This window comes from Caenispirillum salinarum, from assembly GCF_044803115.1.
Taxonomy (GTDB): Bacteria; Pseudomonadota; Alphaproteobacteria; order Rhodospirillales; family Rhodospirillaceae; genus Caenispirillum; species Caenispirillum salinarum_A.
In genome coordinates this window covers 864,604-878,539 of sequence record NZ_CP085224.1, presented here as the reverse complement: position 1 = coordinate 878,539, position 13,936 = coordinate 864,604, and the positions used below count along the sequence as shown (strand labels likewise).

Genomic DNA, 13,936 nt, shown 5'->3' with positions numbered 1-13,936 from the left:
GAGACCCACGCCATGGCGCTGACCGCCATCGCCCTGTGTTCGCGCGCCCTGCTGAAGATCGGCGCCACCGGCATCGCCTCCTTCGACGAAGGCACCGCCGAGGCCGAGGTCGCCGCGAACCTCTACCCGTCCCTGCGCGATGCCATGCTGTCGTCGCACCCGTGGAACTTCGCCACCGCGCAAAGCGCCCTGCCGCGCCTGGCCGCCGTGCCCGCCGCCGACTTCGCCAACGCCTTTCAGCTTCCGCCGGGCTTCCTGCGGGCCCTGTCGGCGGGGGCGGGAAGCAGCGGGCGGGGCCTGCGTTATCGCATTCACGAACGCCGCCTGCACGCCGGCGCCTCCGCCGTGACGCTGACCTACGTCTTCCGCCCCGACGAGGAAGCCTTCCCCGCCTTCTTCGACCAGGCGCTCATCATGCGGCTGGCGGCCGAGTTCTGCCTGCCGCTGACCGAAAGCACCAGCCGGGCGGAGCTTCTGCACAAGCTGGCGGAAGAGGAAATCCGCCGCGCCCGCCTGATCGACGCGCAGGAGGACACGCCCGCCGCCATCGAGGACTTCAGCCTGATCGAGGCCCGGCGATGAGCGGCATGGTGATCCAGACCAAGACCAACTTCTCCGCCGGCGAGTTGTCGCCCCGCCTGTATGGGCGCGGCGATCTGCGCGCCTACGAGAACGGCGCCAGCCGCCTGCGCAACGTGGTCATCCACCCGACGGGCGGCGTCAGCCGCCGGCCGGGCTTGCGCTGGGTGGACGGCATCGAGGGCAAGGCCCGGCTGCTGGCCTTCGAGTTCAACACTGAACAGGTCTACCTGCTGGTGTTCACGCACCTGAAGATGGCCGTCTACAAGGACGACGCCCGCATCGCCGTGCTGGACACGCCGTGGACCGAGGTCATGCTGCCCAACCTGAACTGGACGCAGTCGGCCGACACGCTGTTGGTCGTCCACCCGGACTGCGAGCCCCAGACCATTACGCGCACCAGCCACACGCGGTGGGTGATCGCGCCGTGGTACTGGTACGACGTCCAGAACCGCCGCTACCAGCCCCACCACAAGTTCGCCACCACGTTCTCGCGCATCACGCCCTCGGGCACGTCGGGCAGCGTGACGCTGACGGTGGACGAGGACGTGTTCGTGGCCGAGCACGTCGGCGCGCGCCTGCGCATCGACGGCAAGGAGGTGGAAATCACCGCCGTCACCGACGCCCGCACCGCCACCGCCACCTGTCACGAGACGCTGGCGTCGACCGACTCCACCAAGGACTGGACGGAGATGGCGTTCTCGGCGGCGCGCGGCTGGCCGGTCAGCGTGACGTTCCACCAGGACCGGCTGGTCATCGGCGGCTCGCGCGACCTGCCCAACCGCGTGTGGATGTCCAAGACGTCCGCCTACTTCACCTTCGATCCCGGCAGCGGGCTGGACGACGAATCGGTGGATTTCGCCATCCTGTCCGACCAGGTGAACGCCATCCGCACGGTGTTCTCGGGCCGCACCTTGCAGGTCTTCACCACGGGCGCGGAATGGACGGTGACCGGCAGCCCGATCACGCCGACCAGCATCGCCGTCCACCGCCAGACCCGTGTCGGCATGCCGCCCACCCGCGCCATTCCACCGCGCGACGTGGACGGGGCGACGCTGTTCATCGGCGCGGCCGGCAAGGAGCTGCGCGAGTTCCTGTTCACGGATGCCGAACAGGCCTACCAGGCCGCCGACCTGGCGATGCTGGCCCGGCACCTGATGGTGGACCCGTCCGACATGGACTACGACGCCACCCGCCGGCTCATTCACCTGGTGATGTCCGACGGCTCGCTGGCGACCGTCACCAACTACCGCGCCGAGCAGGTCACCGGCTGGACCCGGAACGAGACCGACGGCGCCTTCCACGCCGTCGCGGTGGTGGGAGAGACGGTCTACACCTGCGTCGAGCGGGCCGGCGCCTGGTCGGTGGAAGCCTTCGACGACGCCCACGCCATGGACGCCGCCCTGTCGGGCACCGCCGCCGCGCCCAAGACCCACTGGAGCGGCCTCGACCACCTGGAGGGGCGCACCGTGAAGATCCTGGGCGACGGGGCGGAACTGCCGCCGGCCAGCGTGTCGGGCGGCGCCGTCGATCTGCCCTATGCCGTCTCGGAAATCCGGGTCGGCCTGCCGTTCACGCACGAGATCGCGCCGCTGCCGCCCGTCTCGGTGGGCCAGGGCGGCGTACGCCAGAGCCGCGCCCTGCGCCTGATCCGCGCCAGCTTCCGGGTGCTCGACACCCAGGCGCTGGCGGTGGACACCGGACGCGGCCCGGCGCCGGCACCGCTCAAGCGGCTGGGGCCGTCGGGCGTGCTCGACAGCCCGCCGCCGGCGATGTCCGGCGACGTCTCGGTCCGCGCCGTCGGCTGGCGGCGCCAGGCCCTGGAGCCCGTGTGGCGCGTCGTCCAGGACACGCCGCTGCCCTGCACGATCCTTTCCGTTGCAACCGAAATGAAGGTCACCGACTGATGGGTGGTTTCACCAACGCCGTGGTGGGCGTCGGCACGTCGCTGCTGCCCGCCGCCCTCGACTACGCCAACGCCCGCGCCGGCTATCAGCAGCGCGCGGCCGCGGCGGCACAGGATGCTGGGCGCCTGCGCCAGCTTCACGCCCTGGACCAGGAGTCCTATGCCAACGTCCGCCACGAGGCCGACGGCATGGTCGCCGACGCCAAGGCCGAAGCCGAACGCCGGCTGGCATTCCTGGACCTGGAGACCGGCGCCCAGCGCGCCGCCGCGAAGCGCTGGAACGATTTCACGCTGACCAACGCCGAACGCGAGGCCGAACTGGCCGAGGCCCAGGCCCGCGCCGAGGCGGAGGCCGCGCAGCGCCGCCTGGAAAGCGAGCAGCAACAGGCCGACATCGAGCAGCGCAAGGCCGCCGAGGCCCGCGCCGAGGCCGCTCGCCTGCGGGCCCAGGACCTGAAAAAGGCGCAGGCCGCCGCGCGGGCCCGCTTCGGCGCCTCGGGCCTGGCGGCCTCCACCTCGGCCACTGCCGTGCTCTCGGGCATGGCGCAGGAGAAGGCGGCGCGCGACGCAGCCGCCGGCCGCACCGGACAGGCCGCCAGCGACGCCGCCGCCGAGCAGGCCGGCCAGCGCGCGCGCGACATCGCCTCGTTGTGGCGGTCGGTTGAGAGCACGCGCCAGCAGAACCTTCTGGACCTCAGCCAGATGCGCCGGCGCGCCACGCTGTCGCTCGGCGACCTGGCGGAGGCGGCCCAACTGGACCGCTCGCGCGCCGTCTCCGACAACGAACTGGCCGTCTATCGCGCCAGGAACGCCGCCAACCGCATGGTGGCCGACGCCTGGCTGCAGGTGCGCCGAAGCGCGCTGCAGACCGAAGGCCGGCTGGCCGACCTGACGGTGCGCCGGCCCGACCCCATGAGCTTCTTCCAGCCCGTCGTCAGCCGCACCATCAGCGGGCTGGCGCGGCGTTTCTAGGCCCGAAGGACACCCGCCATGACGGCATCGCAACACATCACCATCGGCGACCTGCGTCCGCGCGTGCAGTACGTGGCGGACGGCACGCTGGCCGATTTCACCTATCCCTTCCCCATCTTCGACGCCGCCGACCTGGAGGTCTATCTGGGCGAGACGATCACCACCAGCGGCTTCGCCGTGACCGGCATCGGCGAGGACGGCGGCGGCACGGTCGCCTTCACCGCCGCCCCGGCCGCCGGCACGCTGGTCACCCTGCGCCGCCGCCTGACGGTGCAGCGCGTCACCGACTTTCAGGAAGGCGGCGCCTTCCGGGCCAAGGTGGTCAACGACGAGTTGGACTACCAGACGGCCGTGCTCCAGCAGTTGGCGGTGGACATTTCGCGCTGCCTGCGCCTGTCCCCCACCGATCCCACGCAGGCGAACCTGGAACTGCCGAACGTGGAGCCCGGCAAGCCGATCGGGTGGAACGCCGACGGCACCGGCCTGACCAACGATCCCGCCGACTTCACGGCGGTGCAAAGCGCCGTCGCCGCCGACGCGGCCGCCGCCGAGGCCGCCGCCCAGCGGGCGGACGAACGGGCGGCCATCGCCGAGGCCGTGACCGAGCCGTTGTTGCTGTCCACCGTCGACGCCCAGGAGGCGGCGATCATGGCGCAGGACAGCCAGACGGCGGCCGCCGCATCCGCCGCCGCCGCCGCGGCCTCGGAAACCGCCGCCGCCGGTTCCGCCGCCGAGGCCGCCGCCGACGCGGCCGTCAGCCGGACGGGCGGTGACGACACGATGACATCGCTGTGGATCGCCGAGGTGAACCGGCTGGCCGTGTCGGGCATGGCCGCGGTGGCGAAGGCCGCGGAGACCGGGGCTCGCGCCGCCGCAGACGCCGCCCTGGTGGACCGGCTGCGCACCGAAGCCGCCGCCGCGCGGGCCGAGGCAATGGTTGTCGTCGGCACCGAGCCGTGGCAGGTTCTGCCCAACTGGGCCGCCGTCGGCAGCGCGTGAGGCGCTCAACCGCGATACCGCGCTGTGCGTTCACAACCGAAGGCAGCCCGCCCCGCAACCGACCGGCGAAGGAGCCCGCGCGTGTTCGACCGCCCCATCGAGACCCCCGTCAGCCAGACCGACCAGCCCCTTACCTCGGCCGACGCCACCCCCTCCGGTCCTGTTGCACCGGCGGAGGCCACGCGGGAGAGTCTGCGCAAGTACGAGCGGATCGCGCCGGTCTACGACCTGCTGGACGCCATCTACGAACGCTCGTGGAAGGGCCGCCTGCGCGAGCACGCCTTCGCCGGCCTGTCGGGACGGGTGCTGGACGCCGGCGCCGGCACGGGCTGCAACATCCCCTATTATCCGGCCGACGCCGCCGTGCTGGCCGCCGACCTCAGCCCCGGAATGCTGGCCCGCGCCGAGCGCCGTGCGCAGCGCCTGGGCCGGCCGGTGGAGTTCCGCGAAACCGACCTGACGGCCACCGGCTTCGCCGACGACACCTTCGACGCCGCCGCCGCGACCTATGTGTTCTGCGTCATCCCTGAAGAAGTGCAGCGCGCCGCCCTGGCCGAGATGACCCGCATCTGCAAGCCGGGCGCGGAAATCCGCATCCTGGACTACACCCAGAGCAAGAAGCCGCTGGTGAAGGCCTGGAGCCGCGTCATGACGCCGTGGCTGAACTTCGCCTTCTCGGCCCGCTACACCGCCGGCTACGAACGCTACGCGCAGGAGGTCGGGCTGGAGACCATCGACAGCCGCTTCCTCATCGGCGACGTGGTCAAGCTGCTGACCCTGCGGGTGCCCGAGAAGTAAAAGACATCGCCGGGCCCAGGCCCGAACCAACGTGCTCGCAAAAAGGCCGCGTCCCCTCGGGGGCGCGGCCTTTTTCGCGTCCGCATTCCAGCAAAGGACCCGAGACATGACCCTGCTTCCCCGACACTATCCGGGGCTGGTGCTGGCCGCCCGCCCCGGGCTCGCTCCGCCGCGCCTGGAGGTGGTGCGCGACTCGCCCGCCACCCGCGTCACCGCCACCGGCCTGGTGGAGGAGGTCGGCAACGACGTCCTGCGCGACGACTTCGACCGCGAAACCGGCGCCTACCAGGGCTGGCTGGTCGAGCCCTTCGCCACCAACCACCTGCCCCACGGCCGGGACATGGGTGCCGGCGGCTGGGCGCGCACCGGCCTGACCGCCGTGAAGGACCGCGCCGGTGCCGACGGCATCGAGGGCAGCGGGTGCCGCCTTCGTGCCGACGCCGCCAACGCCACCGTGACCCAGGCCCTGTCCCTGTTCGCCGCCGAGCGCACCTTCAGCGTCGACATCCTGCCGCTGACGGTGACCGGGGCGGTTTCCATCACCGTCGACGGCGGTGCCTCCTGGACCGCCGTGACCAGCCTGCTGCGCGCCGGCCGCTTTACCCGCGTGACGCTCGCCACCGCCGCCGCCGACCCCTCCGTCGGCATCCGGCTGTCGGCGACGGGCGATTCGGTGGTCGTCGATTTCGCCCAACTGGAGGACGGCCCGCAGGCCACCAGCCGCATCGCCACCGGGGCCGGCGCCGTCTCCCGCGCGCCCGACCGGTTGACCGTGCGCGACCTGTCGGACTTCTGGAATGCCGCCGAGGGGGCGCTGATCGTCCACTGTCGCCCGCTGGCCGCCGACCTGCCCGCCGACGCCGCCCGCCAGACGCTGGTGTCGGTGGGCGACAGTTCCGCCGCCACCGACGCGCTGCTGGAACTCAAGCGCGAGCCCGACCAGGGCGACCGCACCGGCTGGGCCTTCGGCACCTCGGCAGGATACGGCGCGGGCGGCGGCGCGACAGGCGCCTGGAGCGCCGGGTGGCACCGTATCGCCCTGGGATGGACCGCCGGGGAGAGCGATCCCACGGCCGTGATGAACGGCAGCCTGACGCGCACCGCGCTGACCGGCGGCGGCTCGGTTTCGGCCATCGCGGCGGAGACCGGCGTCGCCCTGGCCCTCGGCCATCAGCGGCGCGAGAACGCCGGACGGGACTTCTGCGGCCACGTCGGATTGCTGCTCCACTATCCCCGCCGGCTGCCGGACGCCGATCTGATCGAGGCGACGCAATGAGCGCGCCCGCGTCCACCTCCACCTCCACCGCCGCCGCACCCCGCGACCTGGACGGACTGAAGGCCGTGCTGGCGGTTCGGCTGCCGGCCCGGGCGGCGGCGGCGGTGGCCGATTACGAGGCCTTCGCCGCACAGGCCCCGCCCGACGACGCCAAGGGCTTCGCCGCCCATCATGCGGCCTGCAAGGCGGCGCTCGCCCACGTTGAGGCGGCGGTCAAGCTGCTGCGCTGGGCGGCCCCGCCCGAGCCTGCCGCCACCGCCCCGGACCCCGAGGCCGACGACCTGGCCCGCCTCATCGCCGAGGCTCGCGCCGCCCTGAGCGAGGACAGCGATCCCCATGACCACCCGACCGCCCGCCCCGACCCCTTTGAAGACGACGACGCAGGAGGCGACCAAGACGACCCCGACGAAACGGGCGCCGAAGACCCCTGACCTGACCGTTGCCGGGCCGCTGGACTTCCCGGAATTCGCCTGGATCTGGAACCGCGCCACCGGCCTGTCGACGCCCCGCCACCAGGTCCGCATGGCCCGCTGGCTGGCCGAGCGCTGGACGACGCACCAGCGCGAATGCCTGCTCATGGCTTTCCGTAATTCCGGCAAGTCGACCGTCGTCGGCCTGTTCTGCGCCTGGCTGCTGTGGCGCTGGCCCGACCTGCGCATCATGGTGCTGGCCGCCGATCACGCGCTGGCGAAAAAGATGGTGCGCAACGTCAAGCGCATCATCGAGCGCCACCCGCTGACGCGCGGCCTCAAGCCCAGGCGGCGCGACAGCTGGGCGTCGGACCAGTTCACCGTCAACCGCCCCGGCGAGCTGCGAGATCCGTCCATGCTGGCGCGCGGCATGGGCGGCAACATTACCGGCTCACGCGCCGACGTCATCGTGTGCGACGACGTGGAGGTGCCCAACACCTGCGACACCGCGCCCAAGCGCACGGACCTGCGCGCCCGCCTGGGTGAACTGGACTACGTGCTGGTGCCGGGCGGGATGCAGCTCTACGTCGGCACGCCGCACACCTTCTACACCATCTATGCCGCCGAGCCCCGCACCGAGGCCGGAGAGGCGCGGCCCTTCCTGGACGGCTTCCACCGCCTGGAAATCCCACTGCTGGACGAGGCCGGCGCCAGCGCCTGGCCCGAACGCTTTCCGCCGGACAAGGTGGCCGGCATCCGCCGGCGCACCGGGCCCAACAAGTTCGCCAGCCAGATGATGCTCAAGCCGGTCAACATCGCCGACGGCCGGCTCGACCCCGACCGACTGCGGCTCTACGACGGCGAGCTTGAGTACCTGGAAGGCAACGGCGTCGCCACGCTGACCCTCATGGGCCGCACGCTGGTCTCGGCGTCGTGCTTCTGGGACCCGGCCTACGGCGCGCCGGGGCGCGGCGACGGCAGCGTCATCGCCTGCGTCTTCACCGACGAGGCCGGGCAGTACTGGCTCCACCGCATCCAGTGGCTGGAGACCGACGCCGCCGCCAAGGAGGACGAGGCCACCCAGCAGTGCGCCGCCGTCGCCCGCTTCCTGGGCGAGCATCACCTGCCATCGGTGCGCGTGGAGACCAACGGCGTCGGCAAGTTTCTGCCGGGCCTTTTGCGCAAGGCCATCGCCGACGCGAACTTGCGCTGTGCGGTGGTGGAGGTTTCCTCCAGCCGCAACAAGGACCTGCGCATCATCGAGGCGTTCGACGCCGTGCTGGCGGCCGGGGCCCTGTCGGCGCACCGCTCGGTGTGGACGACGCCCTTCGTGGCCGAAATGCGCGAGTGGCTGCCGGGCACCGGCGGGCGCGACGACGGCCTGGACGCCGTCGCCGGCTGCCTGGCGGCGGAGCCCGTCCGCCTGCCCCGCGTCCCCGCCGCCACCGCCCGCCGCCCCGGCGGCTGGCGCCCCGGCGGGGCCGGGTGGACGGCCGAGAGCGAGTTCAGTTTTTAGAGAGGCCGGAGAGCGGCAGGACGTCACCCCACCAACCGTCATTCCTGCGAAAGCAGGAATCCACATCCGCGGCCAGCCACTGGCGCGCACCCAATCGAAAACCCACAGGAGACCCCCATGGTGATGGACATCATGTGGTGGATCAGCGCCGTCGAGTTGCCGGCGCTGGGCGGGCTGTTCTGGCTCGTCTGGCGCAACCGGCGCGACGCCGATGCCGCCACCGAGGACAATCGCCGCTGCTTCGAGCGCGGCATCGCGCAGGTGCGCGAGGGCCTTGCCGCCTACAAGCTGGAGGTGGCGCAGTCCTATGCCTCCCTCGGCCATCTGCGCGACACCGAAAAGCGCCTGACCACCCACCTGGAGCGCATCGAGAAGAAGCTCGACGGCGTGCAGGTCCAGGCCACGGCCGCGAGCGTGGCGGGAGGCCGCCCATGAGCCGCCGCAAGAGCCGCTGGCACAACGCCTGCGCCGCGCTCGCCGCCATGGCCGAGACGGACGACGCCCCGGCGCCCGCCGTCGCCGCCGTCCTCGCGCCCGCGCCCGCGCCCGTTCCGCCTCCTCCACCCAAGCCGCCGACCTCCGTCGCGTCGACACCGCCGCCCTCGGACGAAGCGGTGGACGTGCTGGCCCGCACCCTCTGGGGCGAGGCCCGCGGCGAGCCTGTGCGCGGCAAGGAGGCCGTCGCCTGCGTCGTGCTCAACCGCGTCGCCCGCTCGCTGGCGCGGCCCGGCGGCTACTGGTGGGGCGGCAGCGTCGTGGAGGTCTGTCACAAGCCCTGGCAGTTCTCGTGCTGGAACCACGGCGACCCCAACCGCGACAAGCTGCTGAAGGTCACCCCGCGCGACGCCGCCTTCGCCGCATGCCTGCGCATCGCGCGCCGGGCGCTGGCCGGGCGTCTGCCCGACCCCACCGGCGGCGCCACCCACTACCACGCCCGCGGCATCCATCCGCCCTGGGCGTGGCGGTTGATTCCGTGTGCGGAAATCGGCCGCCACCTCTTCTACAACGACGTGGAGTAACCGCCATGCTGCCCGCCCTTCTGGCACAGATCGGCCTGCCGCTTCTTCTGAAGGCGGTGGGCCTGGGCCTGGACGCCATCGACAACCCCGTCGCCAAGGCCGCCAGCGCCGCCGTCGGCGATGTGGAGAAGGCCATCAGCGGCCGTCAGATCACGCCCGAGCAGATCGCCGCCGCCAATCATCATACCGAGCGCATGATGGAGATCGAAAGCCGCGAGGTGCAGACCAAGATCCGCGAGATCAACCGCACCTTCCGCGCCGAGATCTCCAGCGGCGACGCCTATGTGCGGCGCTGGCGGCCGACGTTCGGCTATGCCGTCGCCGTCTCGTGGGTGGCGACCATGGGCGCGGCCGCCTACACCGTGGTGGCCGAGCCCGAACTGGCGCCGGGCGTCATCTCCGCGCTGGTCAACACCGCGCCCATCTGGGGCGTGGCGCTGGCGGTGCTGGGCGTGTCGGTGGTCAAGCGCAGCCAGGACAAGCGCCTGGGGACGCCGGGAGACTCCGGCGCCTGAGTCCATGGGCGGCGGGTTTCGTGCGCCGGTGGTACGACGGCTGCACACCTGACCGGGCGGCGCGGGAATGGTCTGATGGTCACTCCCGCACTGCACCGCCGCCCGGAGGCCCGCGCATGAAGACCGCCGTCACCATCCTGTTTCCCACGCTGGCCGGCATCCTCATCGGCATCGCCCTCGCCCAGGCGCCGCTGGCCCAGCAGAACCCGCTCAAGCCCACCGCCTACGCCACCTCCATCGCCTCTGCCGGGGCCATCTCCGGCGACATGAGCGGGGTGTGGCTGTTGTTCAACGACGGCTCGGTGAAGCTGTGCACGGGGCGCCTGGGCGCCACCCCCTCCACCCCGCGCTGCTCCGACTCGGCGCAGCCCTGAGGGTGCTGCGTTGGTGCGGATTTAGCCACCAGGAGTACACCAAGCCGGTGTGGCGACGGCGCCAACGCGCATCGGTGGCGACGTCGAAGACACGAAAGCGCCCGTTGGGGGCGATGAACTGACCCTGCGCGCTGGAGCATCGCTCCCGCGCCTGGAAACCGCCCGCCGAACCTCAGGTCAAATGCTGGCTTCCGATGTAGTCCTCTGACTGCATCTCCATGAGGCGGGAGACGGTGCGCTGGAACTCGAACTTGCCCTCGCCCTCCACGTACAGGTCCTCGGGCGGGGCGGCGGCCGAGGCGACGAGCAGGGTCTTGTGGTCGTACAGCGCATCGATCAGCGTCACGAAACGCCGCGCCTGGTTGCGGTTCTCCGGCCCCAGGCGCGGGATGTTCTCCAGCACCACGGCATCGTAGAGCGTCGCGATCTGCAGATAGTCGTGGGTGCCGAGCGGCTTGTCGCACAGGTCGCGGAAATCGAACCGGGCCGTCCCGTTGCCGGCCTGCGGCACCGGGATCTCGCGGCCGTGGACCACCACCGTATCCGGCTTCGCCGGCTTGCCGTCCAGCAGGCGGTCGAACAGCCGGTCGATCTCGGCGTCCGCCTCGGGCCCCAGCGGGGTGACGAAGACGTTGCCGCCGCGCACCCGGCCCAGGCGGTAGTCCGTCACCGACGCCAGTTCCAGGACGTCCAGGTTCCGGCACATGAGGTCGATGAAGGGCAGGAACTTCTCGCGCTGGAGGCCGTCCTTGTAGAGGTCCTGCGGCGGCCGGTTGGAGGTCGTCACCACCACCGTGCCGGCGGCCATCATGGTCTGGAACAGGCGGCCGACGATCATGGCGTCGGCGATGTCGTGGATTTCCAACTCGTCCAGGCACAGCAGCCACGTCCGGTCCGCGATGCCCCTGGCGATGTCGGCCAGGATGTCGTCGCCGCCCTTCTTGGCGGTCCGCCGGGTGTGGAAGTCGGCATGGACGTCGCGCATGAATTCGTGGAAGTGCAGGCGCTGCTTGCGCTGTACCGGCGCGGTCTGGAAGAACAGGTCCATGAGCATGGACTTGCCGCGCCCGACCTCTCCATAGAGATAAAGCCCCTGCGGCGGCGTCGGCGCCTCCTGCCGCTTCGCCAGCCCGAACCGCGCGCGCCAGCCCGTCGGGCCCGTGGCCGGTTCATAGCCGTTGAGCGCATGGTGCAGGCTCTCCAGCTTCTCGGCGGCCAGTTCCTGGGCGCCGTCGGGCTTCAACTCGCCGTTGGCGAGCTTCTTGCGGTACAGGGCGAGAGGGCCGGACTGGGACATTGCGGACCTTGACGGACTGGTGGACGCGGATGCGGCGGAGGACAATAGCGGCAAATGCTCCGCGGTGAAAGCCGCAGCTCCGCGCCGGGCGGCGGCGGTCATCCCGGCATCCGCGTGCCCGGCTTCGGGCGGTTCCCAAGGATGTCGCGGACATAGATCATGCGCACGAACACCATCACGGCCAGGGTCATGGGCGCGGCGAAGATCAATCCCGGAAAGCCGAACAGCAAGGCAAAGGCCATGGTGGAAAACACCAGAAGCGCCGGCGGCAGCGCCACCGCCCAGCGCTCCGCCAGCGGCGTGACGAGATAGCTTTCGACCTGCTGGATGACGGTATAGGCCAGCACCACCCACAGGGCCGCCCAGACATCCACGGTCAACGCCACGAGAATGGCGGGAACGGCGGCCATGATCGGTCCGATGATGGGCACGAACTCAAGCAGCGCCGCGATGATCCCCAGCGTGATCGCCATCGGCACGCCCAGAAGCCACAGCGTCACCGTCGTCATCACGCCGACGGCCACCATGGCGACGAGCTGCCCGACGAGCCACCGCCACAGGGCCTCGCCGGTGGCGTCCAGCACCTGGCCCGCACGCTCGCGGCGGTGCGACGGCACGAGCAGCAGCACCCCTTCCTTGTAAAGACGGGGCGAGGCGGCGGCATAGATGCCCACGAATATGATGATCAACAGGGCGACAAAAACGTCCAGCGCCACGGTCGCGGCGGTAAGCACCTGTGTGACGACGCCGGAAATCATGCCCGACCCGTCCTCGGGAAAGGTCAAGCCGACATCTTCGCCCCACTCGACAAGGCGCTGGTACCCGCCCGACAAGGCGTCGAGGAAGTCGCGGTACTGCCCGACAATCCCGTGGCCGAACAGCCAACCGACGCCGACGAGGACCGCGAGGATGACAACCACGACCAGGCCCAGCGCGATGCGCGTGTCCAGGTGCAGCCAGCGTCCGACCGGCTTGGAGATCCGCCGCAGGATCACGGCGAGCAGCAGTCCCCCGAACACCATCACGAGGAGACGCGATATCATCCACAGCACGCCGCCGACGACGGCGATGCCCAGCACAACGAGAACACGGCGCGCAAAGGCGACGATGCCTTGCTGTTCGGCCTTGTCAACCATGCGCCGGTTCGCCTCCTGTTGGTACGGGTATTGTACAAACAGCGAAGCCACACCTGCCGTTCGCAGGCTGGTCGGAGAAGCGGCGGCCTTCTCGCGGACGCCGCCGCCTCCTCAGCGTTTGGCCGCCAGCCTCAGCCGTCGGTGGTGATGCGGTCGATCAGCGCCTGGCGCACCTCTTCCGCCATGGCGTTGTCCACCTGGCAGGTGCCGGCCGCCTGGTGCCCGCCGCCGCCGTATTCCAGCATCAGCGTGCCCACGTTGGTCTTCGACGACTTGTCGAAGATGCTCTTGCCCACGGCGAACACGGTGTTCTGCTGGCGGAAGCCCCACAGCACGTGCATGGAAATGTTGGTGTCCGGGAACAGCGCATAGATCATGAAGCGGTTGCCGGCCCAGATGGTTTCCTCGTCGCGCAGGTCCAGCACCACCAGGTTCTTGTGCACCTCGGAGCAGCGCTTGAGCTGGTCCTTGAACTTGTCCTGGTGCTCGAAGTACAGGTCGGTCCGCTCCTTCACGTCGGGCAGGGCCAGGACGTCGTCGATGGAGTGGTCGAGGCAGTAGTCGATCAGCTCCATCATGAGCTGGTAGTTGGAGATGCGGAACTCGCGGAAACGGCCCAGGCCGGTGCGGGCGTCCATGATGAAGTTCATCAGGTCCCAGCCCTGCGGGTCCAGAACCTGGTCCTTGGTGAAGTTGGCCGAGTCGCCCCGGTCCACCGCCTCCATCATCTCGTCGGAGATGCGGGGGAACTTGGACTTGCCGCCGTAGTAGTCGTAGACCACCCGCGCCGCCGAGGGCGCGTCGGGGTCGATGATGTGGTTGTCCTTCTTGCCGACGCGCAGGGTCTCCGACAGGTGGTGGTCGAAGGCCAGGTGCACGCCGTCCACATAGGGCAGGTTGGTGGTGATGTCGCGGCCGGTGATCTCGACCTTGCCGTCCTGCATGTCCTTGGGGTGGACGAACTTGATGTCGTCTATCATCCCCAGTTCCTTCAGCAGCATGGCGCACACAAGGCCGTCGAAGTCGCTGCGGGTCACCAGGCGGAACTTTTCACCGGCGGTCATCTCTTTCCCCCATCCGAACAGTATCTAAGGTGGTAGTCCGGATGGCAGAGTAGACGCGCGGCGCGGCCGATGCAA

General features: G+C 70.6%; 15 protein-coding genes. 12 read left to right on the top strand and 3 right to left on the bottom strand.

The features are described 5' to 3' along the window. Positions 1–12 precede the first annotated feature (12 nt). The 12 genes from LG334_RS04115 (at position 13) to LG334_RS04060 (ending at position 10,364) form a co-directional block, all read left to right on the top strand. Positions 13–582 carry a hypothetical protein gene (locus LG334_RS04115; protein ID WP_404383566.1) on the top strand — a complete coding sequence of 190 codons (570 nt, stop codon included), beginning with the start codon at positions 13–15 and terminating at the stop codon, positions 580–582. Next, entirely contained in the window at positions 579–2,486 is a 1,908-nt protein-coding gene (locus LG334_RS04110) for a hypothetical protein (RefSeq protein WP_404383564.1), read from the top strand. The genes LG334_RS04115 and LG334_RS04110 overlap by 4 nt, the downstream gene beginning before the upstream one ends. Next, positions 2,486–3,457: a hypothetical protein gene (locus tag LG334_RS04105; RefSeq protein WP_404383562.1), complete on the top strand. Its 972-nt coding sequence runs from the start codon at positions 2,486–2,488 to the stop codon at positions 3,455–3,457. The genes LG334_RS04110 and LG334_RS04105 overlap by 1 nt, the downstream gene beginning before the upstream one ends. An 18-nt stretch (positions 3,458–3,475) precedes the next feature. Continuing rightward, positions 3,476–4,456, top strand: coding sequence for a phage tail fiber protein (locus LG334_RS04100; RefSeq protein ID WP_404383560.1), 981 nt, complete (start codon positions 3,476–3,478; stop codon positions 4,454–4,456). Positions 4,457–4,537: 81 nt separating this feature from the next. After that, positions 4,538–5,254 carry a class I SAM-dependent methyltransferase gene (locus tag LG334_RS04095; protein WP_404383558.1) on the top strand — a complete coding sequence of 239 codons (717 nt, stop codon included), beginning with the start codon at positions 4,538–4,540 and terminating at the stop codon, positions 5,252–5,254. A 106-nt stretch (positions 5,255–5,360) separates the two neighbouring features. Further along, positions 5,361–6,530 (top strand): hypothetical protein, encoded by a 1,170-nt coding sequence (locus tag LG334_RS04090; RefSeq protein ID WP_404383556.1) that lies wholly within the window; start codon positions 5,361–5,363, stop codon positions 6,528–6,530. Then, complete coding sequence (locus tag LG334_RS04085; RefSeq protein ID WP_404383554.1) at positions 6,527–6,961, top strand: hypothetical protein; 435 nt, start codon at positions 6,527–6,529, stop codon at positions 6,959–6,961. Before LG334_RS04090 ends, LG334_RS04085 begins: the two co-directional genes overlap by 4 nt. Then, entirely contained in the window at positions 6,867–8,456 is a 1,590-nt protein-coding gene (terL, locus tag LG334_RS04080) for a phage terminase large subunit (protein WP_404383552.1), read from the top strand. The genes LG334_RS04085 and terL overlap by 95 nt, the downstream gene beginning before the upstream one ends. 117 nt (positions 8,457–8,573) lie before the next feature. Then, positions 8,574–8,891 carry a hypothetical protein gene (locus LG334_RS04075; RefSeq protein WP_009542392.1) on the top strand — a complete coding sequence of 106 codons (318 nt, stop codon included), beginning with the start codon at positions 8,574–8,576 and terminating at the stop codon, positions 8,889–8,891. Beyond that, a complete protein-coding gene (locus LG334_RS04070; RefSeq protein ID WP_404383550.1) occupies positions 8,888–9,475 on the top strand; it encodes a cell wall hydrolase in 588 nt (195 codons plus the stop codon). The genes LG334_RS04075 and LG334_RS04070 overlap by 4 nt, the downstream gene beginning before the upstream one ends. Positions 9,476–9,480: 5 nt before the next feature. After that, the gene (locus LG334_RS04065) at positions 9,481–9,990 is read left to right on the top strand and encodes a 3TM-type holin (RefSeq protein WP_404383548.1); all 510 of its coding nucleotides are present in this window, start codon (positions 9,481–9,483) and stop codon (positions 9,988–9,990) included. Between the two features lie 116 nt (positions 9,991–10,106). Then, entirely contained in the window at positions 10,107–10,364 is a 258-nt protein-coding gene (locus LG334_RS04060; protein ID WP_404383546.1) for a hypothetical protein, read from the top strand. A 172-nt stretch (positions 10,365–10,536) separates the two neighbouring features. Here the strand turns inward: LG334_RS04060 and zapE are convergent, their stop codons facing one another. The 3 genes from zapE to LG334_RS04045 form a co-directional block, all read right to left on the bottom strand. Beyond that, positions 10,537–11,661, bottom strand: a complete 1,125-nt coding sequence (zapE, locus tag LG334_RS04055) for a cell division protein ZapE (protein WP_404383544.1) — start codon at positions 11,659–11,661, stop codon at positions 10,537–10,539. 98 nt (positions 11,662–11,759) lie between these two features. After that, on the bottom strand, positions 11,760–12,797 hold the full coding sequence (locus LG334_RS04050; protein ID WP_404383542.1) for an AI-2E family transporter: 1,038 nt from the start codon (positions 12,795–12,797) through the stop codon (positions 11,760–11,762). A gap of 131 nt (positions 12,798–12,928) precedes the next feature. Next, positions 12,929–13,861: an exopolyphosphatase gene (locus LG334_RS04045; RefSeq protein WP_404383540.1), complete on the bottom strand. Its 933-nt coding sequence runs from the start codon at positions 13,859–13,861 to the stop codon at positions 12,929–12,931. Positions 13,862–13,936: the final 75 nt, after the last annotated feature.